17 protein-coding genes and 1 tRNA gene are annotated in these 19,698 nt (G+C 73.4%); 9 read left to right on the plus strand and 9 right to left on the minus strand.

Features of this window, described 5'->3' with window-relative positions; translation table 11 throughout:
- Positions 1-61: 61 nt before the first annotated feature.
- Both ACFVXH_RS09575 and ACFVXH_RS09580 read right to left on the minus strand, forming a co-directional pair.
- Positions 62-661, minus strand: a complete 600-nt coding sequence (locus tag ACFVXH_RS09575; RefSeq protein ID WP_049660410.1) for an NUDIX hydrolase — start codon at positions 659-661, stop codon at positions 62-64.
- The gene (locus ACFVXH_RS09580; RefSeq protein ID WP_387821887.1) at positions 658-2,181 is read right to left on the minus strand and encodes a zinc-dependent metalloprotease; all 1,524 of its coding nucleotides are present in this window, start codon (positions 2,179-2,181) and stop codon (positions 658-660) included. Before ACFVXH_RS09580 ends, ACFVXH_RS09575 begins: the two co-directional genes overlap by 4 nt.
- A gap of 198 nt (positions 2,182-2,379) precedes the next feature.
- On the opposite strand from ACFVXH_RS09580, the gene ACFVXH_RS09585 reads away from it, so the two are divergent.
- The 4 genes from ACFVXH_RS09585 (at position 2,380) to ACFVXH_RS09600 (ending at position 5,775) form a co-directional block, all read left to right on the plus strand.
- Positions 2,380-3,540, plus strand: coding sequence for an NAD-dependent epimerase/dehydratase family protein (locus ACFVXH_RS09585; protein ID WP_107086545.1), 1,161 nt, complete (start codon positions 2,380-2,382; stop codon positions 3,538-3,540).
- 173 nt (positions 3,541-3,713) lie between these two features.
- Complete coding sequence (locus tag ACFVXH_RS09590) at positions 3,714-4,154, plus strand: molybdenum cofactor biosynthesis protein MoaE (RefSeq protein WP_241852763.1); 441 nt, start codon at positions 3,714-3,716, stop codon at positions 4,152-4,154.
- 295 nt (positions 4,155-4,449) lie between these two features.
- Positions 4,450-4,623, plus strand: coding sequence for a hypothetical protein (locus ACFVXH_RS09595; RefSeq protein WP_234348548.1), 174 nt, complete (start codon positions 4,450-4,452; stop codon positions 4,621-4,623).
- Positions 4,624-4,665: 42 nt separating this feature from the next.
- Entirely contained in the window at positions 4,666-5,775 is a 1,110-nt protein-coding gene (locus ACFVXH_RS09600) for a PDZ domain-containing protein (RefSeq protein WP_049655905.1), read from the plus strand.
- Between the two features lie 83 nt (positions 5,776-5,858).
- On the opposite strand, the gene ACFVXH_RS09605 is transcribed toward ACFVXH_RS09600, so the two are convergent.
- The gene (locus tag ACFVXH_RS09605) at positions 5,859-6,431 is read right to left on the minus strand and encodes a PPA1309 family protein (RefSeq protein WP_049655907.1); all 573 of its coding nucleotides are present in this window, start codon (positions 6,429-6,431) and stop codon (positions 5,859-5,861) included.
- Between the two features lie 245 nt (positions 6,432-6,676).
- On the opposite strand from ACFVXH_RS09605, the gene ACFVXH_RS09610 reads away from it, so the two are divergent.
- The 3 genes from ACFVXH_RS09610 to ACFVXH_RS09620 all read left to right on the plus strand — a co-directional run bounded on the left by ACFVXH_RS09610 (position 6,677) and on the right by ACFVXH_RS09620 (position 12,142).
- The gene (locus tag ACFVXH_RS09610; protein ID WP_074001563.1) at positions 6,677-9,637 is read left to right on the plus strand and encodes a UPF0182 family protein; all 2,961 of its coding nucleotides are present in this window, start codon (positions 6,677-6,679) and stop codon (positions 9,635-9,637) included.
- Between the two features lie 76 nt (positions 9,638-9,713).
- Positions 9,714-9,787, plus strand: a tRNA-Met gene (locus tag ACFVXH_RS09615).
- A 378-nt stretch (positions 9,788-10,165) separates the two neighbouring features.
- Positions 10,166-12,142, plus strand: a complete 1,977-nt coding sequence (locus ACFVXH_RS09620) for a tetratricopeptide repeat protein (RefSeq protein WP_220450059.1) — start codon at positions 10,166-10,168, stop codon at positions 12,140-12,142.
- Between the two features lie 79 nt (positions 12,143-12,221).
- Here ACFVXH_RS09620 and ACFVXH_RS09625 read toward each other — a convergent pair whose 3' ends face one another.
- Entirely contained in the window at positions 12,222-12,635 is a 414-nt protein-coding gene (locus ACFVXH_RS09625; protein ID WP_049655052.1) for a Fur family transcriptional regulator, read from the minus strand.
- 104 nt (positions 12,636-12,739) lie between these two features.
- Here ACFVXH_RS09625 and ACFVXH_RS09630 point away from each other — a divergent pair, with 104 nt between their 5' ends.
- Positions 12,740-14,215: a catalase gene (locus tag ACFVXH_RS09630; protein ID WP_380779350.1), complete on the plus strand. Its 1,476-nt coding sequence runs from the start codon at positions 12,740-12,742 to the stop codon at positions 14,213-14,215.
- 90 nt (positions 14,216-14,305) lie between these two features.
- Here the strand turns inward: ACFVXH_RS09630 and hisN are convergent, their stop codons facing one another.
- The 5 genes from hisN to ACFVXH_RS09655 form a co-directional block, all read right to left on the minus strand.
- A complete protein-coding gene (hisN, locus tag ACFVXH_RS09635) occupies positions 14,306-15,103 on the minus strand; it encodes a histidinol-phosphatase (protein WP_049655055.1) in 798 nt (265 codons plus the stop codon).
- 18 nt (positions 15,104-15,121) lie between these two features.
- Positions 15,122-15,445 (minus strand): multidrug efflux SMR transporter, encoded by a 324-nt coding sequence (locus ACFVXH_RS09640; protein ID WP_074001397.1) that lies wholly within the window; start codon positions 15,443-15,445, stop codon positions 15,122-15,124.
- A gap of 134 nt (positions 15,446-15,579) precedes the next feature.
- Complete coding sequence (gene rsgA / locus ACFVXH_RS09645) at positions 15,580-16,632, minus strand: ribosome small subunit-dependent GTPase A (protein ID WP_049655059.1); 1,053 nt, start codon at positions 16,630-16,632, stop codon at positions 15,580-15,582.
- A 15-nt stretch (positions 16,633-16,647) separates the two neighbouring features.
- Positions 16,648-17,988: a 3-phosphoshikimate 1-carboxyvinyltransferase gene (aroA, locus tag ACFVXH_RS09650; protein ID WP_049655060.1), complete on the minus strand. Its 1,341-nt coding sequence runs from the start codon at positions 17,986-17,988 to the stop codon at positions 16,648-16,650.
- A 68-nt stretch (positions 17,989-18,056) separates the two neighbouring features.
- Positions 18,057-18,782: a M50 family metallopeptidase gene (locus ACFVXH_RS09655; protein WP_074001398.1), complete on the minus strand. Its 726-nt coding sequence runs from the start codon at positions 18,780-18,782 to the stop codon at positions 18,057-18,059.
- A gap of 150 nt (positions 18,783-18,932) precedes the next feature.
- Here ACFVXH_RS09655 and ACFVXH_RS09660 point away from each other — a divergent pair, with 150 nt between their 5' ends.
- Positions 18,933-19,685, plus strand: coding sequence for an SOS response-associated peptidase (locus tag ACFVXH_RS09660; protein ID WP_387821898.1), 753 nt, complete (start codon positions 18,933-18,935; stop codon positions 19,683-19,685).
- The last annotated feature ends 13 nt before the right edge of the window (positions 19,686-19,698 follow it).

The raw sequence follows: 19,698 nt of genomic DNA on the forward strand, positions 1-19,698 counted from the left end.
GTAGGAACGACGGAAGGGGGCGCGGGCCGATGCGGCCCACGCCCCCTTCCGGTGTCGCACCTCAGCCGGTCAGCTGCCGTGCCCGGGCCACCAGGTCGCGCACCGAGTGGTCGGTGAGCTCCGGCAGCCGGTCGTAGTCGAACCAGCGCAGGTCCAGCGACTCCTCGCTGATCAGCGCCTGGGCGCCGGCCGGGGCCAGCGCGATGTACTGGACGTCCAGGTGGGTGTTCTCCGGCCGGTCCTTGCCGGCGCAGCGCACCAGGTGCCGGTCCAGCTTGGCCGGTACCGGGGTGCCGCCGCTCTCCAGCAGCACCAGGTCGGGGATGCCGGACTCCTCGACGGCCTCGCGCAGCGCGGCCGAGGCGAGGTCGCGGTCGCCGGGCTCGCAGTGCCCGCCCATCTGGAGCCACATGCCGACCTTGGGGTGCAGGGTCAGCAGCACCCGCCCGGCGGCCGGGTCGACGACCGCCGCGCTCGCGGTGATGTGCGCGGGCAGGCAGGAGCGGTACAGGCCGTCGGGCCGCGCGGCGAGGTGCTCCAGGTAGTCGAGTCGCAGCCGCTCCTGGTCCTGGTCGGCGGGCCGCCACCCGCTCAGCGCGCGGACGGCGTCCGCGTGCAGGCCGGAGGAGGTCTCGGTGGCGGGCGTCTCGGTGGCCGTCATGCGGTGGGCTCGCCCTTCCCGCCGGTGCCATCCTCGTCGGTCTTCGGCTGCTCGTCCTTCTTGGTGAGGTCGGGCTTGCCGGCCGCGGCCTCGCCGAGCAGCTTGTCGAGCGCGTCGAAGTCGATGCCGCCCTCCAGGTCGTCGGCGGAGCCCCGGTGGACGAAGGCGTCCGGGTCGTCCAGGTCGGCGGCGGTGGGCAGCATGTCCGGGTGCTCCCAGAGCGCGTCGCGGCCCTCGATGCCGCGGGCGTCGGCGAGCAGCGCCCAGAGCCGGGAGGCGTCGCGCAGCCGGCGCGGGCGCAGCTCCAGGCCGACCAGGGTGGCGAAGGTCTGCTCGGCGGGCCCGCCGGCCGCGCGGCGGCGGCGGACGGTCTCGCGCAGCGCGCCGGACTGCGGCAGGTGCGGCTCGGCGGCGGCGTGCACGACGGCGTCGACCCAGCCCTCGACCAGCGCGAGCGCCGTCTCCAGGCGGGCGAGCGCGGCCTTCTGCTCGGGGGTGTCCTCGGGCTGGAGCAGGCCGCCGGCCAGCGCCTCCTGGAGCGCCTCCGGGTTGGTGGGGTCGAGCTGGCCGACCAGCTCCTCCATCCGGGAGGTGTCGACCTTGATGCCGCGCGCGTAGGCCTCGACGGCGCCCAGCAGGTGGGCCCGCAGCCACGGCACGTGGGCGAAGAGCCGCTGGTGGGCGGCCTCGCGCAGGGCGAGGTAGAGCCGGACCTCGTCGGCGGGCACGCTCAGGCCCTCGCCGAACTCGGCGACGTTCTGCGGCAGCAGCGCGGCCTTGCCGGCCGGGGCGAGCGGCAGGCCGATGTCGGCGGAGCCGACCACCTCGCCGGCGAGCGCGCCGAGCGCCTGGCCGATCTGGGTGCCGAACATGGCGCCGCCCATCGAGCGCATCACGCCCATCAGCGGGCCGGCCATGGCCTGCATCTCCTCGGGCAGGACGCCGCCCATGGCGTTGCCGACCCGCTCGGCGACCGGGTCCACCAGGTCCTTCCAGACCGGGAGGGTGGCCTCGATCCACTCGGCGCGGCTCCAGGCGACGGCGGTGCCGGCGCCGGAGGGGAACTCGGTGGAGCCGTCGAGCCACAGGTCGGCCAGGCGGACGGCCTCGGCGACGGCGGAGCGCTCGGCCGCGCTGACCGAGCGGTCCTTGCTCTTGCCCTCGGCGGGCTCGGCGACGACGGTCTGGCGGGCGATGTTCGTGGCGAGGTCCCAGTTCACCGGGCCGCCCTCGAAGGAGAGCATCTGGCCGAGCTGCTGGAAGGCGGCGCCGAGGTCGCCCGGGTTCATGCCGCCGAACATCGCGGCGAAGGGGTTGTCGGCACCGGCGCCGCCGGGGCCGCCCGGGGCGCCGGGCATGCCGAAGAGCGCGCCGAAGGGGTTGCCGCTCCCGAAGCCGAACGGCTGCGGGCCGCTGTCGGACTGCTCCTGGTCCTTCTTCTTCTGCGCGTCGTCGGGCTTGGCCTTGCCGTCCTCGGGCTCCTCTGGCGGAACGCCGAATCCGAAGGGAAGGTCGCTCACGGGGTCCTCGATCCGGTCGGCCGTCATGCGGGTGTGGCGGGAAAGTCTGCGCCCGGGGCGGCGGCGGAGTGGGGGACTCGGGGCGGCTCCCGCGCGGCAGGCCCGCGCCGGGTGCACCACCGGGCCTTCGCCTCGGGCAGGATGGACGTACGTGACACACGTCCGTACGCACATAAAGCTAACCGTGGAGGATGGCCGGTGAGTTCCCCGCCCTCGGACGTTCGCTCTGGGCTGACCGGAGGAGAGACCGGAGGAGAGGACGCGTCGGACACCACGGCGTCGCCGCCTCCAGCCTACGGCGGACGGCCGCTGACCGTGGCGGTCACGGGCGCCGCGGGGGTGCTGGGCGAGCGGGTCGCCGCCCGGCTGGTGGCCTCGCCGCACGTGCGGAAGGTCCTCGCGGTGGACGACCGGCGCGGCGACGTGCCGGGCGTGCAGTGGCGGGTCCTCGACGTGCGCGACCCGGCGGTGGCCGAGCGGCTGGCCGGGGTCGACGTGGTGGTGCACCTGGCGATGGACTTCGGCATGGAGTCGGACGCCCGGGCCCGCAGCGCCTACAACGTGCGCGGCGCCCAGACGGTGCTGACCGCGGCCGCGGCCGCCGGGGTGCACCGCGTGGTGCTGTGCACCTCGGCGATGGTCTACGGCGCGCTGGCCGACAACGAGGTGCCGCTGGCCGAGGACTCCGAGCTGCGGGCCACCGAGGAGGCCTCGCTGGTCGGGGACCTGCTGGAGATCGAGCGGCTGGCCCGCCGGGCGCCGCGCGCCCACCCGGGCCTGCAGGTGACGGTGCTGCGTCCGGCCGTGGTGGTGGGCCCCGGCGTGGACACCGTGCTGACCCGGCACTTCGAGGCGCCCAGGCTGCTGGTGGTGGCCGGCTCCCGGCCGTGCTGGCAGTTCTGTCACGTGGACGACCTGGCGGCGGCGCTGGAGTACGCGGCGCTGGGCCTGGTCGAGGGCGAGGTGACGGTCGGCTGCGACGGCTGGCTGGAGCAGGAGGACGTGGAGCGGCTGTCCGGGATCCGGCGGATGGAGCTGCCGGCCTCGCTGGCGCTCGGTACGGCCGCGCGGCTGCACCGGCTGGGCCTGACCCCGGCCCCGGCCGGGGACCTGGCGTACACGATGTACCCGTGGGTGGTGTCCGGCAGCCGGCTGCACGAGGCGGGCTGGCGCCCGGCGCACACCAACGAGCAGGTGCTGGCCGAGCTGCTGGAGCAGGTGTCCGGCAAGCACGCGGTGGCCGGGCGCCGGCTGGGCGGCAAGGAGGCGGCGACCAGCCTGGGGGCGGCCGGGGCGACGGTGGCGCTGGTCGGTACGGCGGCGCTGGTGCGCCGGGCCCGCAAGCGGCGGCGGTTCTGAGCGGCCGGTCCTGAACGGCCGGTCCTGAGTGCCGGTTCCGATCGGCCGGTGCCGGACGGCGGGGCCCGGCCGGCGGGCGGCGCTCTCCCTCGATTTCTCACGATGCGAAATTCCGGAACCGCGGTGCGGAAAGCACTTGCCCCGGAGCGTCCCGGATGGGGAATCATGGGGTCATGTCCGACAACCACGACCCCATCCGCCTGCTCGCCATCCGCGACACCCCGCTCTCGCTGGACGAGGTGTACGAGGCGGTCGGCGACGACGCGGCCGGCGGCACCACCGTCTTCGTCGGGACGGTCCGGGACCACGACGGCGGCAAGTCGGTCTCCGCGCTGGAGTACAGCTGCCACCCCACCGCCGAGCAGGAGCTGCGCCGGGTCGCCGAGAAGGTGGCCGCGGACTTCCCGGTCCGGGCGCTGGCCGCGGTCCACCGGGTGGGCCGGCTGGAGATCACCGACAAGGCCGTGATCGTCGCCGTCTCCTGCGCCCACCGCGGCGAGGCCTTCGCGGCCGCCCGCCGGCTGATCGACGACCTCAAGCACGAGGTGCCGATCTGGAAGCACCAGGTCTTCTCCGACGGCGCGGAGGAGTGGGTCGGCGCCGGCGACTGCTGAGGCCGGCCCGGACCCGACGGAACCGGACCGGACCGGACCGGACCGGACGGCACGGAACCGGACGCGGGGGCACCGAGCCGGTCGGAACCGAACGGCACACCTCGCGCGTCCGTCGGGTCAGGCGCGCCGCGGTCTCACTCCAACGGGTCCGTGCCGGCGCTCCGGATACTCCCTGGAAGTGAGCCGATCGGCCGTCCCGTAACCCGGACGGCGCCGGCCGCGTTGTCCGCCGGAGTGGTTAATCTGCTCATAGACACGACGAGCTGGGAGTGCTGGTATGGGTGTGCTCGCCTGGTTGATCATTCCGGTTGTCGCCGTCCTGGTCGCCGCCCTCTGGGCGGGGTGGGCCCAGCGGGCCCCGCGGGCCACCGGCGATCCGGCCTCACTCGCCGAACACCGGCGCTTCATGGCCGCGATGGAACGCACCACCGCGGGCGCCGCCGCCCCGGGTGAGGGCTCCGGCCGGTAGCCCGGCGGGCGCCGCTTCAGGCACGTCCCGTACTGTCGAGGCATGCCACGCCGCTCCGCGACGATGCTCGCTGCCACCCTGCTGCTCATAGCGCTGCTCTGCGTCTCGGTGCTGATGAAGGTGCCGTACACGGAGATGAGCCCGGGGCCGACGTACAACACGCTCGGCAACCAGGGCGGCAAGCCGGTGATCAGCATCAGCGGGCACGAGTCGTACCCGACGACCGGGCACCTCAACATGACCACCGTCCAGGTCACCGGGGCCAAGTACGAGCCCAGCCTGGTCAACGCGGTGGTCGGCTGGCTGCGGGACGACGTGCTGGTGGTGCCGCACGACAACGTCTACCCCAAGGGGCAGTCGGACGCGGACGCCAAGAAGCAGAACGCCGAGGAGTTCGCCTCCTCCGAGGACAGCGCCCGCACCGCGGCGCTCAAGCAGCTGGGCGTGCCGGTCGGCAGCGAGCTGATCGTGAAGTCGGTCACCGCGGGCGCCCCGGCCGAGGGCCGGCTGCACGCGGGCGACCAGATCGTGGCCGTGGACGGCGTCCCGGCCGGCTCGGTCGAGCAGGTGGTCGCGGCGGTCACCAAGCACAAGCCGGGCGAGTCGGCGGTCTTCACCGTCGTGCCGCGCGTCAAGGACGCGAACGGCGTCGCCACGGCGGGCGGGAAGACCGACGTCACCGTCCCGACCGTCCGCGCCAAGGACCTCGACCCGAAGGCCCCCGCCGAGCGGGCGGAGCTCGCGGTGGTGGGCATCGGCACCGGGATCCGGCACACCTACCCGTTCCAGATCGACATCGGGCTGCAGGACGTCGGCGGCCCGAGCGCCGGGCTGATGTTCTCGCTCGGCATCATCGACAAGCTCACCCCGGGCGGCGACCTCACCGGCGGCAAGTTCGTGGCCGGCACCGGGACCATCGACGACGACGGCAAGGTCGGGCCGATCGGCGGCATCTCGATGAAGCTGATCGCCGCCCGGGACGCCGGGGCCGAGTACTTCTTCACCCCGTCCTCGAACTGCGCCGAGGCGACCAAGAACGTCCCGTCCGGGCTGACCCTGATCAAGACGGACACGCTGGACAGCGCGCTGAAGTCGCTGGAGCAGGTCCGCTCGGGGCAGACCTCCGCGCTGCCGTCCTGCGCCGCCAAGTAGCGGCCGGGTAGTCGCCGAGCAGCGGCCGGGTGGTCACCGGGCAGCCGCCGGGGCGGCCGCCCGGGAACGTCGGCGGGAAGGCGTCAGGCGAAGGTCGCCAGCAGCGCGTCGGTCAGGCCGGGCACCAGGTCGGGGCCGGTCAGCACCTCGCGGGCGACGTCCTTGGAGCGCAGCCGCAGCGCGATCTCCTTCTTGCCGCCGCGGAGCACCGCGGCGGTGATCCGCACCTCCTCGCGCTTGGGGTGGTTGGCCACCCACTCGGCGAGCTGGGCGTCGGAGGCGCCGCGCGGGCGGGACTGCTCGGCGCCCGGGGGCAGCATGAGGCGCTCGACGACCAGGGCGCAGCCGGCCACGGAGTCGGGCCAGGCGATGGTGCCGAGGAACTTGTCGAGCTCCATGCCGGCCGGCAGCTCGTCCTGCTCGATCGGGGTCAGGCCGGGCTCGTCGCCGTCGGCGAGGCCGAGCTGCTTGGCGATCTTCGGGTTGGCCTTGCGCAGGGCGGCGCTGTCCACCAGGGCGAACAGCCGGGCCGGGAGGTCCCAGCCGAGGGTGGAGGCGTACTCGTCGATCTCCAGCGCGGCCCGGGTCAGCGGGGTGGCGGCCGGGAGCTTGGAGACGTCGTCGGGGGAGTTGTTCAGATCAGACGCGTCGGACATGCCTCAATCCTCACACGCCGGGCGGGGCGCGCTCGCCGGAAGGCCGCCAGGGGCGGTCGGGGGGCGTCGCGGGGGCCGTCGCGGGCCGTCGGGAGGGCTGGGGGAGCCGTGGCGGGGACGGCCGGCGGCGGGCGGTCGTCGTAACCGTCTGCTAACGGTGGGAACTCGGCCAAAGCCTGGTTAAGTTGCTCTGACGACCGACCCCATTCAGACGACACAGCCGAGGTGCCACCGTGGTCTTCCAGATGCCCGAACGCTCAGGGCCGGGTTTCCGGCGCAGGGTAGGCCCGCCCTCCCGGCGGGCGCGGGTGGCCCTGCTGACCCTGGGCGTGCTCGCGGTGCTCTTCCTGCTGTTCGTCATGTTCGCGGGCTTCTGGACGGACTGGCTGTGGTTCAGGTCGGTCCACTTCTCCTCGGTGTTCACCACCCAGCTGTGGACGAAGATCGGCCTGTTCGGGGTGTTCGGCCTGCTGATGGCGGTGATCGTCGGCTTCAACATCTGGCTGGCGCACCGGCTGCGGCCGCCGCTGTCGGCGATGTCGGTGGAGCAGCAGAGCCTGGACCGCTACCGGTCGGGCCTGGCGCCGTTCAAGCGCTGGGCGCTGATCGGGGTCTCGCTGGTGATCGGCCTGGTGGCCGGCGCCGCGGCCTCGGGCCAGTGGCGGACCTGGCTGATGTGGACGAACTCGACCTCCTTCGGTGAGAAGGACTCGCAGTTCGGCATGGACGTCTCGTTCTACGCCTTCGACCTGCCGTTCTACGAGTTCGTGCTGGGCTTCGCGTTCAGCGCGGTGATCGTCTCGCTGCTGACCTCGGCGCTGGTGCACTACCTGTACGGCGGGCTGCGGCTGCAGGGCCCGGGGCGCCGGGCGAGCGCGGGCGCGCAGGGGCACCTGGCGGTGCTGCTGGGCGTGTTCGTGCTGCTGAAGGCCGTCGCGTACTGGCTGGACCGGTACGCGCTGGCGGTGAAGACCGGCTCGTACAAGGGCGTCTCGGGCTGGACGGGTCTGCGCTACGTGGACGCCAACGCGTTCCTGCCGGCCAAGACCATCCTGTTCTTCGTCGCGATCATCTGCGCGGTGCTGTTCTTCCTGACCCCGATCCGCCGCACCTGGGCCCCGGCCCTGATCGGCCTGGGGCTGATGGTGCTGTCGGCGGTGCTGATCGGCGGGCTGTACCCGGCGATCGTGCAGCAGTTCCAGGTCAAGCCGAACGAGCAGGCCAAGGAGACGCCGTACATCCAGAAGAACATCGACGCCACCCGCCAGGCGTACGGGATCGCGGACGCGCAGACCACCCAGTACACCCCGCAGGGCACGACCAACGCCGACGCGCTCAAGCCGGACGCGCAGACCATCGCGGACATCCGGCTGCTGGACCCGAACGTCGTCTCGCCGGCGTTCCAGTCGCTGGAGCAGCAGCGCAACTACTACGCCTTCCCGAACACGCTGGACGTGGACCGCTACGGCACCGGGCAGGACAAGCAGGACAGCGTGATCGGCCTGCGCGAGCTCGACCTCAACGGCGTGCAGCGCAACTGGATCAACGACCACTTCAAGTACACCCACGGCTACGGCGCGGTGGTCGCCAAGGGCAACCAGGTCGACGACAAGGGCCAGCCGGTGTTCACCGAGTCGGGCCTGCCGGCCACCGGCACGCTGGGCGACTACCAGCAGCGGATCTACTACGGCGAGAAGACCACCACGTACTCGATCGTCGGCGGCGCCAACAAGGAGATCGACTACACCGATCCCAAGACCGGCCAGAACGCCGAGTACACCTACTCCGGCGGCAGCGGCGTCTCGCTGGACAACCCGCTGACCCGGGCCGCGTACGCGGTGCGCTTCACGGAGCCGCAGATCCTCTACGCGGGGGCCATCACCGACGGCGCCAAGGTCATCTACAACCGCACGCCGAAGGAGCGGGTGGAGAAGGTCGCGCCGTGGCTGTCGATCGACGCCGACCCGTACCCGGTGGTGCAGGACGGCCGCGTGGTCTGGGTGCTGGACGGCTACACCACCTCGGACGGCTTCCCGTTCTCCTCGAAGACGACGCTGGGCGCCGCCACCAAGGACTCGCTGACCAACCAGCGCGGTGAGCTGCTGACCGCCGCCAACCAGGTCAACTACATCCGCAACTCGGTCAAGGCCACGGTGGACGCCTACACCGGCGAGGTGAAGCTCTACCAGTGGGACGACAAGGACCCGGTCCTGAAGACCTGGATGAAGGCCTTCCCGGGCACCGTCGAGCCGAAGGCGGACATCCCGCAGACGCTGCTGCCGCACCTGCGCTACCCGCAGGACATGTTCAAGGTGCAGCGCGACCTGCTCGGCCAGTACCACGTCACCGACGCCAACTCCTTCTTCAACGGCAGTGACATCTGGCAGGTCCCGGTGGACCCGAGCAGCGACACCAAGCAGGTCCAGCCGCCGTACTACGTGACGGTGCGGATGCCGGACACGAACACCGCGAACTTCTCGCTCACCAGCACCTTCGTGCCCAACCAGCGGCCCAACCTGGCGGCCTTCATGGCCGTCAACGCGGACCCGGGGGACGACTACGGGAAGATCCGCATCCTGAAGATGACGGGCGAGAGCGGCGCCCCCGGCCCCGGCCTGGTGCAGTCGAAGTTCAACTCCCGCCAGGAGGTGGCCAACCAGATCTTCGCCCTGAAGAGCGGCGGGGACGCCGAGCTGGAGTACGGCAACCTGCTGACCCTGCCGGTCGGCGGCGGGCTGCTCAACATCGAGCCGGTGTACGTGCGCGGTCGCGGTGCCAAGTACCCGACGATGCAGAAGGTCCTGGCGGTGTACGGGGACGACAACGTGGCGTTCGAGGACACCCTGGAGGCCGCGCTGAAGAAGGTGTTCGGCGGGGCGCCCCCGTCGACCACCCCGATCGTGCCGTCCACGCCGGGCACCGGGACCGCTCCGACCACCACCCCGACGGCGCCCGCGACGCCGGCGCCGGGCGGGACGATCTCGCCGGAGCTCCAGAAGGCGCTCTCGGACGCGGAGAAGGCGTACGGCGACAGCCAGACCGCCTTCAAGAACGGCGACTGGGTGGCCTACGGCAACGCCCAGAAGGCGCTCGGCGACGCCCTGAAGGCCGCGGAGGCGGCCCGTGGCGGCAGCCCGGCGCCGGCCCCGGCCGGCACTCCCGCCCCGGGCGCCACCGGCGGCGGATCGCCCAGCCCGCAGCCGTAGTCCGCGGAGGCGGCCGCTGAGCTGCGGTAACCGTTTTCCGTTCCACCCCGCGCCCGTGCTATGGTTTAACCACCGACGCGGGGTGGAGCAGCTCGGTAGCTCGCTGGGCTCATAACCCAGAGGTCGCAGGTTCAAATCCTGTCCCCGCTACAAAGGCCAGAGGCCCGGAGGATTCTTCCTCCGGGCCTCTGGTGTTTCCCGCGCCGCTCCCGGGCCGTTCTCGTCCGGAAGCGGCGGGAACCGCTCCGGTACTATCGACCGTCGCCAAGGAGGACGGCAACGGGGTTTGTGGGGTTGACGTGTCGGGAAATCGACAAAGCGCCGAAGCAATTTCGTCGGCTTCGGGTCGGCCCCGCCGGAATTCGGCCGGGGCAGGTGTACGCGGGTACTGGGTGATGCGACGATGGGACACATGGGGGACGGTGCGCGGCCGCTGACCGGCCGTCGGGTCCGGCGCCTCCCCTGGGAGTCCCCCCGGACGCACGCCGGGGCACGATGCCGCGACACTCTGGGGGAGCGGGAGTCGGCATGAGGCTGATCGGCAAGTCAGGCGCCAGGTCCTCGGCGGCCGCCGAGGCGGACACCGACGCCTGGGCGGAGAGCGCCGAGCGTACGGCCAACCACCCCGGAGCCCTGCCCGCCCAGCGCACCAGCGGACTGTCCGAGCGCCCCCCGACCCAGGGCTACGGGCCCGACAGCCTCGTCCACGTGTCGACCCGTCAGTTCGCCGCCGCCGTCGGCGCGTACGGGGAGCAGCCCGGCGGGGAGCCGGGCGCCGGCGCCGCGATCGACCCGGCCGGCCTCGACTCGACCAGCTTCGAGACCGCCCTCGCCGCCCGCGAGTCCGCCGCGCTGGAGGCCCGCCACCGGCAGGCCGCCGACGGCGGCGACCCGGACGCCGCCTGCCGGCTCGGCACCCTGCTGCTGCGCCGCGGCGAACTGGAGGACGCCGAGCCCTACCTGCGCGCCGCCGCGGCCGCCGGGGTGCGCGCCGCCGCCAACAACCTCGGCGTGCTGCTGCACCAGCAGGGCCACCGCGCCGAGGCCGGGCAGTGGTGGCGCCAGGCCGCCGTGGCCGGCAGCGCGCCGGCCGCGCACGCGCTCGGGCTGCAACTGCGCGACCAGGGCGAGGAGGAGGCCGCAGAGTACTGGCTGCACTACGCCGCCGACCACGGCCACCCGCTGGGCGCCTACGCCCTGGGTGACCTGATGGAGCACCGGCGGGACGTGCGCGCCGAGCGCTGGTTCAAGGTCTCCGCCGACGCCGGGCACCGGGAGGCCTCCTACCGGCTGGCCCGGATGCGCGAGGCCGCCGGGGACAAGGAGACCGCCGAGACCTGGTACCGCACCGCCGCCGCCCGCAGCCACGCCCGCGCCGCGCTGCGCCTGGGCGTGCTGCTGGAGGAGCGGGCCCGCACCGACCGGTCGCTGCTGGACGAGGCGGCCCGCTGGTACCGGCAGGCCGCGCAGAACGGGGAGCCGCGCGCGGCCTGCGCGCTGGGCTTCCTGCTGCGCGACTCCGGGGACCTGGCGGCCGCCGCCGAGTGGTGGCAGGAGGCCGCCGAGGCCGGGGACGGCAACGCCGCCAACGCGCTGGGGGCGCTGCACGCGAGCCGCGGCGAGGCCGCCGCGGCCGAGCGCTGGTACCGGGCCGCGCTGGACGCGGGCGATCAGAACGGCGCCTTCAACCTCGGCCTGCTCTGCGCCGGCACCGGTCGCGAGCAGCAGGCCGAGCAGTGGTACCGCCGGGCCGCGTACGCGGGGCACCGGGAGGCCTGCAACGCGCTGGCCGTGGTGCTGCTGCAGCGCGGCGACGAGTCCGGCGCCCAGCCCTGGTTCTCCAAGGCGGCCGAGGCCGGCAGCGTGGACGGGGCGTTCAACCTCGGCGTGCTGCACGCCGGGCGCGGCGAGCAGCAGCAGGCCCAGGAGTGGTACGCGCGGGCCGCGGCCGAGGGGCACGGCGAGGCGGCCCTGCAGCTCGCGGTCGTCCAGGAGCAGCGCGGCAACCTGGGCGGGGCGCTGGAGCGCTACCGGCAGGCGGCGGCCGGCGGCTCGGCCGAGGGCGCGTTCCGGCTGGCCTCGCTGCTGGACCGGCGCGGGGACGCGGACGCCGAGGCCGAGCACTGGTACGCGCTGGCGGCCGACGCCGGGCACCGCCGGGCGCAGGTGCGGATGGGTGTGCGGGCGGCCGAGCGCGGGGCGCTGGAGATCGCCGAGAGCTGGTACCGGCGGGCCGCCGAGGCGGGCAGCCGCAGTGCCGCGTTCAACCTGGGGCTGCTGCTGGCCCGGCAGGACAGCGAGGCCGAGGCGATGCTCTGGTACACCCGGGCCGCCGACGCCGGGCACGGCCGGGCGGCGCTGCGCCTGGCGCTGCTGGCGCTGCGCCGCGGGGAGCCGATGCAGGCGGAGAACTGGTGCCGGCGGGCGATCGACTCCGGGCCGGCCGAGGTGGCGGAGCGGGCCGGGCGGCTGCTGGGCGCGCTGAACGCGGAGTTGAGCGCGTAGCGGGGCAACCGGGCGGCTGGGGGCGGCGGTTCGGCCGGGGCGGCTGGGGGTAGCCGGGAGGCAGGGGGCAACCGGCGGGCTAGGGGCGGCAGTTCGGGCACAGGCCGCGGTAGGTGACCTCGGCGGCGGTGACGGTGAAGCCGAAGCGCTCGGCGGCGGGGAGGGCGGCGAGCGGGTCGCCCTGCGGCTGGACGTCGCGGATCGCGCCGCAGCCCGAGCAGATCAGGTGCTGGTGGGCGCGGTGGGCGTTGGGGTCGTAGCGCTTGGCGCGGCCGTCGGCGGCGACCTCCAGGACCTCGCCGAGGGCGACGAGTTCGCCGAGCGTGTTGTAGACGGTGGCGCGGCTGATCTCCGGCAGTCGGGTCGTCGCGCGGGCGTGCACCTCGTCCGCGGTGAGGTGGACGTGTTCGCCGTCCAGGACCTCGGCCACGACCCGGCGCTGCGAGGTCAGCCGCCAGCCTCTCGCGCGCAGTCTCTCCAGCAGGTCGCTCATGCCCTCCAGAGTAGGTCACCCTCCGAGATTGGTTCCAGTATTGACTTGGACAAAGTCCAAGTTAGGATCGTGTCATCACGACCGGATACCGCGGAGGCACTCCCATGACGACCCAGGACGAGCTGCGCCCGACCCTGACCACGGAGGCGGGTGCCCCCGTCGCCGACAACCAGAACACCGAGACGGCGGGCCCCGGGGGCCCGGCGCTCATCCAGGACCAGCTGCTGTTCGAGAAGCTCGCGCACTTCAACCGCGAGCGGATCCCGGAGCGCGTGGTGCACGCCCGCGGCGCCGGCGCGTACGGCACCTTCACCGTGACCGCGGACCTGACGCCCTGGACCCGGGCGGCGTTCCTCTCCGAGGTCGGCAAGCAGACCGAGACGTTCCTGCGCTTCTCCACGGTGGCGGGCAACCTCGGCGCGGCCGACGCGGTGCGCGACCCGCGCGGCTTCGCGCTGAAGTTCTACACCGAGGAGGGCAACTACGACCTCGTCGGCAACAACACCCCGGTGTTCTTCATCAAGGACGCCATCAAGTTCCCCGACTTCATCCACACCCAGAAGCGCGACCCGTACACCGGCTCGCAGGAGGCGGACAACGTCTGGGACTTCTGGGGCCTGTCGCCCGAGGCCACCCACCAGGTGACCTGGCTGTTCGGCGACCGCGGCATCCCGGCCTCGTACCGGCACATGAACGGCTACGGCTCGCACACCTACCAGTGGCAGAACGAGGCCGGCGAGCACTTCTGGGTCAAGTACCACTTCAAGACCGACCAGGGCATCCGCAACCTCACCCAGGCCGAGGCCAACACCCTCGCCGGCGAGGACCCGGACAGCCACCAGCGCGACCTGCGCGAGTCGATCGAGCGCGGCGAGTTCCCCAGCTGGACGGTGCAGGTCCAGATCATGCCGGCGGCCGACGCGGCGAACTACCGCTTCAACCCCTTCGACCTGACCAAGGTCTGGCCGCACGCCGACTACCCGCCGATCGAGATCGGGAAGCTGGAGCTCAACCGCAACCCCGACAACGTCTTCGCCGAGGTCGAGCAGTCGGTCTTCTCCCCGGCGCACTTCGTGCCCGGCATCGGCCCGTCCCCGGACAAGATGCTCCAGGGCCGCCTGTTCGCGTACGCCGACGCCCACCGCTACCGGGTCGGCATCAACGCCGACCACCTGCCGGTGAACCGTCCGCACGCCACCGAGGCCCGCACCAACAGCCGGGACGGCTACCTGTACGACGGCCGCCACGGCCGGCAGAAGAACTACGAGCCGAACAGCTTCGGCGGCCCGGTGCAGACCGGCCGTCCGCTGTGGGCCGCGACCGCCGTCGACGGCCCCACCGGCAACCACGTCGCGCCCTCGCACGCCGAGGACGACGACTTCGTGCAGGCCGGCGACCTCTACCGGCTGTTCTCCGAGGAGGAGAAGCAGCGCCTGGTCGCCAACCTGGCGGGCTTCATCGCCAAGGTCTCGGCCGACCGCGAGGACATCGTGGAGCGGGCGGTCGACAACTTCCGCAAGGCCGACGCCGACTTCGGGCAGCGGCTGGACGCGGCGGTCCGGGAGCTGCGCAAGCAGTAGCCCCGCGCACCCGGGCGAGAACGGCGGGCCCCGGTGACCTGCTCCCACAGGTCACCGGGGCCCGCGCACGCCTCGGCCCGAGGATCCGGCTCAGACGCCCAGCCGGCGCAGGGCCTCCTCGTGCAGCAGGCCGTTGGAGGCGACGGCGTCGGCGCCGCCGGGGCCGGGGACGCCGTCCAGACCGGTGAAGCGGCCGCCGGCCTCCTCGACGATGATGCAGTTGGCCGCCATGTCCCACAGCGACAGCTCGGGCTCGGCGGCGATGTCGACGGCGCCCTCGGCGACCATCATGTAGGACCAGAAGTCGCCGTAGGCGCGGGTGCGCCAGCAGGCGCGGGTGAGGTCCAGGAACGGGTCGAGGCGCCCGCGCTCCTCCCAGCCGGTGAGCGAGGAGTAGGAGAAGGAGGCGTCCTCGATCCGGGAGACGCCGGAGACGTGCAGCCGGGAGGCCTTGGCCAGGCTGCGGCCGCCGAACGCCCCGAGGCCCTTGGCCGCCCACCAGCGGCGCTGGAGCGCGGGGGCGGAGACCATGCCGACCACCGGGCGCTCGACGCCGTCCGGGCCGTCCTCCAGCAGGGCGATCAGGGTGGCCCAGACCGGGACGCCGCGGATGTAGTTCTTGGTGCCGTCGATCGGGTCGATCACCCAGCGGCGCGGGCCCGAGCCCTGGAGGCCGAACTCCTCGCCGAGGACGGCGTCGCGCGGGCGGGCGCGCTGGAGCACGCTCCGCACCAGCTCCTCGGCGGCCTTGTCGGCGTCGCTCACCGGGGTGAGGTCGGGCTTGGTCTCGACCTTCAGGTCGAGGGCGCGGAAGCGCTCCAGGGTGACCGAGTCGGCCGAGTCGGCGAGGACATGGGCGAGTCGGAGGTCGTCGTGGTAATCGGCCATGCCCGAAACCCTAGCCGCTCAGTGGGCCGTGCCGCTGAGCTGGAGGCCGATGACGCCGGCGATCACCAGCGAGATCGAGACCAGCTTGAGGACCGAACTGGTCTCGTCCAGGAAGACCATGCCGTAGATCGCGGTGCCGGCCGCGCCGATGCCCGTCCACACCGCGTAGGCGGGGCCGACCGGCAGGGTCTTCAGCGAGAGGGTGAGCAGGCCGAAGCTGCCGAGGGCGAACACGCAGAAGCTGATGGTGGGCCAGAGCCTGGTGAAACCCTCGCTGAGCTTGAGGTTGATCGCGAAGCCGGTCTCCAGCAGGCCGGCCAGGACCACCAGGGCCCATGCCATCGCGTGCCCTCCCTGTCGATCGGGGGTCGGACCGGGTACGGTCCGACCTTCCTATGATCGCCAGGTGAGCCCGCTCCGACACCTCGAACGGGCCACCGGCCCCGAACCCGGGGACGGGCCCGGCCCGGCCGGGCTCAGTCGAGCTCGCCCTCCTTGCTGGCCAGCAGCCGGCGCAGCGAGTAGAGCCGGGCGGCCTCGGCGTGGCCCTCGGCGACCCAGGCGTCCAGCGCGCAGTCCGGCTCGTCGTGGCTGCACGCGCGCGGGCAGTCGACGGTGCCGGGCTCCAGGTCGGGGAAGGCGAGGATGACCCGGGACGGGTCGATGTGCGAGAGGCCGAAGGAGCGGAAGCCGGGCGTGTCGATCACCCAGCCGGGGTTCAGCGCCTTCTTCGAGCCCGGCTTGGCGCCGGGCGGCGGGGGCAGCCGCAGCGCCAGGGCGGAGACGGTGGTGTGCCGGCCGCGGCCGGTCACCGCGTTGACGCGCCCGGTCTGCCGCTGGCGGTCCGGGACGAGCGCGTTGACCAGGGTGGTCTTGCCGACGCCCGAATGGCCGATGAACACCGTGGACAGCCCGCGCAGGTGCTCGCGGACGGCCTCGGCGCCGGTGGTCTCCAGCTCGTCGCGGCGGGTGACCACGTACGTGATGCCCAGCGGGGCGTACGAGTCCAGCAGCGTCGAGGCCGGCGCGAGGTCGGACTTGGTGAGCACCAGCAGCGGCTCCATGCCCGCGTCGTAGGCCGCCACCAGGCAGCGGTCGATCAGCCGGGGGCGCGGCTCCGGGTCGGCCAGGGCGGTGACGATCGCCAGCTGCTGGGCGTTGGCGACCACGATCCGCTCGTACGGGTCGTCGTCGTCCGCCGTGCGCCGCAGCACCGAGCCGCGCTCCTCGACCCGGACGATCCGGGCCAGGGTGTCGGCGTCCCCGGAGAGGTCCCCGACCAGATTGACCATGTCGCCGACGACGACGCCCTTGCGGCCCAGCTCGCGGGCCTTCATGGCGACGACCTCGCGCTCCTGCTTCGTCCCCGGGTCGACCAGGCAGGTGACCCGGCCGCGGTCGACGGTCAGCACCATCGCCTCGGCGGCGTCCTCGTGCTTGGGCCGGATCCGGGTCCGCGGCCGGGACCCCCGGCGCGCGGGGCGGTTGCGGATGTCGTCCTCGTCGGCGTCCTTGCCGTAGCGGCGCATGTGCTCAGTCTCCGCTCAGACGCCCGCCGTCGCTTCCGCCGCTTCGCCGAGCAGTTCGGCCCACATCCCCGGGAAGTCGGGCAGGGTCTTGGCGGTGGTGGCCACGTTCTCGACCTCCACGCCGGGGACGGCGAGGCCGAGGACGGCGGCGGCGGTGGCGAGGCGGTGGTCCTCGTAGGTGTGGAAGACGCCCCCGTGCAGCGGGCGCGGGCGGATCCGCAGACCGTCCTCGGTCTCCGTGACGTCGCCGCCCAGGTCGTTGATCTCCTTGGCGAGCGCGGCGAGCCGGTCCGTCTCGTGCAGGCGCAGGTGCGCGATGCCGTACAGGTGGGACTCGGAGTCGGCGAGCGCGGCGACGGCGGCGATCACCGGGGTGAGCTCGCCGACGTCGTGCAGGTCGGCCTCGATGCCGTGGATCCGGCCGGTGCCGGTGAACTGCAGGCCCTCGTCGGTGAACTCGCAGGCGCCACCCATCCGGGTGTAGATCTCGCGCAGCTGGTCACCGGGCTGGGAGGTGTGCTTGGGCCAGTCCCGCACGGTGACCCGGCCACCGGTGACCAGCGCGGCGCCGAAGAACGGCGCGGCGTTGGAGAGGTCCGGCTCGACGACCAGGTCGCGGCCGATCACGGCGCCCGGGGTGACCCGCCAGACGTCCTTCTCGCCGCCGTCCTCGGGGGCGTCGACCTGGGCGCCGGCCAGCCGCAGCATCTCCACGGTCATCCGGATGTGCGGCAGCGACGGGACCGGGCCGCCGACGTGGCGGACCTCGATGCCGTGGTTGTAGCGGGCGCCGGAGAGCAGCAGGGCGGAGACGAACTGGGACGAGGAGGAGGCGTCCAGCTCGACCGGGCCGCCGTCCAGCGAGCCGGTGCCGTGCACCGTCAGCGGGAAGGCGCCGCGGCCGCCGTCCTCGATCCGGGCGCCGAGCGCGCGCAGGGCGTTGATCACGCCGTGCTGGGGGCGCTCGTAGCAGCGCGGGTCGCCGTCGAAGTGCACCGGGCCGTCGGCCAGGACGGCCAGCGGGGGCAGGAAGCGCATCACGGTGCCGGCGTTGCCGACGTCGACCGAGGCCGGGCCGAGCAGCGCGGGGGCGGGGATGACCCGCCAGGCCTCGCCGCCGCCGGTGCCGCCGGAGTCGTTGTTGACCTTCTCCTCGATGGTGACCCCGAGGGCGCGCAGGCCGTCGGCCATCAGCTGGGAGTCGCGGCTGCGCAGCGGGCGCCGCACCCAGCCCGGCCCGTCGGCGAGGGCCGCCAGCACCAGGGCCCGGTTGGTGACCGACTTGGAGCCGGGGATGGTGACGGTGGCGTCGACGGGGCTGGTCGCGACGGGGGCGGGCCACAGGGTCTCGGTCATGGGGCAAGTCTAGGGGCCGTACGGGAACGTTCTCGGCGCGCGGCCGGGCGGCGGGAGGCCCGGTGGGCTCACTGCAGGGGCTGGAGCAGCCAGGCGGCGCCGAGGGCGAGGCAGGCGAGGGCGACGAGCAGGAAGACGGTGACCCAGGCGAGGGCGGGGACGTGGGTGAGCCGGGCGAGCTGGTCGGCGTCGGAGTCGCGGGCCCAGCCGATCCGCCGCTGGTGCTGGAGCTCCAGGACGGGGCGGACGGCGCCGAGGAGCAGGAACCAGCAGCCGAGGTAGGCGAAGCCGGCCTGGACCTCGGCGCTGCCGAACCAGGAGACCAGGAAGAAGGCGCCGCCGGCGACCAGCACGGTGAGGAAGCCGAAGGCGTTGCGGATGCGCAGGAGCAGGGCGAGCAGCAGCACGATCGCCAGCCAGAGCAGCAGGGTGATCCGGTCGGCGGCGAGCAGGGCGGCGCAGCCGAGGCCGAGCAGGGCGGGGGCGGTGTAGCCGGCGGCGGCGGTGAGGACCATGCCGGGGCCGGTGGGGCGGCCGTAGGAGAGGGTGAGTCCGGAGGTGTCCGAGTGCAGCCGGATGCCGGCCAGTTTGCGGCCGGTGACCAGGGCGATCAGGCCGTGGCCGCCCTCGTGGGCGATGGTCACGGCGTTGCGGGCGACGTGCCAGAGCGGGCGGGCCAGGACGGTGAGCAGGGCGGCGGCGCCGGTGGCCAGGACCAGCCAGCCGGGCGGGGCGGCCTGGGTGCCGGTCACCTGGTTCCACAGGTCGCCGAGGGTCTGGTCGTTCGCGTTCATCGGGGTCTCTCCGCCTCCGTCCGTCGTACCGGGCCGCCGTGTGGGCCGTTCGGGGCAGCCTCCCATGCGGGGACGGGCGGGAGGCAGGGGGTGGTTCTGGTCCGGGGATGAACAGGTCCTGAGGAGCGGCGGCATGGCAAGCTGGCCCGCATGTGCGGTCGGTTCGCAGCGAGCAGCAAGCCCGAGGACGTCGTCGAGCTGTTCGGCGTCGAGCACTGGGACCCCGAGGAGACCCTGGACCCGAACTGGAACGTCGCGCCGACCAACAGCGCGTTCGTGGTGCTGGAGCGGCTGGGCCGGGAGCGGCCGGGGCCGGTGCGCCAGCTGCGGGTGCTGCGCTGGGGGCTGGTGCCGCAGTGGTCGAACTCCGCCGAGACGGCGGTGAAGATGATCAACGCCCGGTCGGACACGGTGCACGAGAAGCCCTCGTACCGGCAGGCCTTCGCCGCCCGCCGGTGCATCCTGCCGGTGGACGGCTACTACGAGTGGCAGACGGTCCCGGGGGAGCGCGGCAAGGCCCGCAAGAAGCCGTACTTCGTGTCCCGGGCGGACGGTGCCCCGTTGGCGCTGGCCGGGCTGTACGAGTTCTGGCGCAACCGGGCGGTGCCGCCGGGGCACCCGGAGGCCTGGCTGGTGACGTTCACGATCGTCACCACGGACGCCGAGGAGCTGCTGGCGCCGATCCACGAGCGGATGCCGCTGTTCCTGGACCGGGGGGACTGGGACGAGTGGCTGGACCCGCGGCTGACCGACCCGGACGGGCTGCGCCGGCTGCTGATACCCCCGCCGCCGGGCGCGCTGGTGGCCACCCCGGTGTCGCCGGCGGTCGGCAGCATCCGCAACAACGGCCCGGAGCTCAAGGAGCCGTGGGCCGAGCCCGAGTACGAGACCACCCTGTTCTGAGCCGCCTGTTCCG

This window comes from Kitasatospora sp. NPDC058184, assembly GCF_042883725.1.
Taxonomy (GTDB): Bacteria; Actinomycetota; Actinomycetes; order Streptomycetales; family Streptomycetaceae; genus Kitasatospora.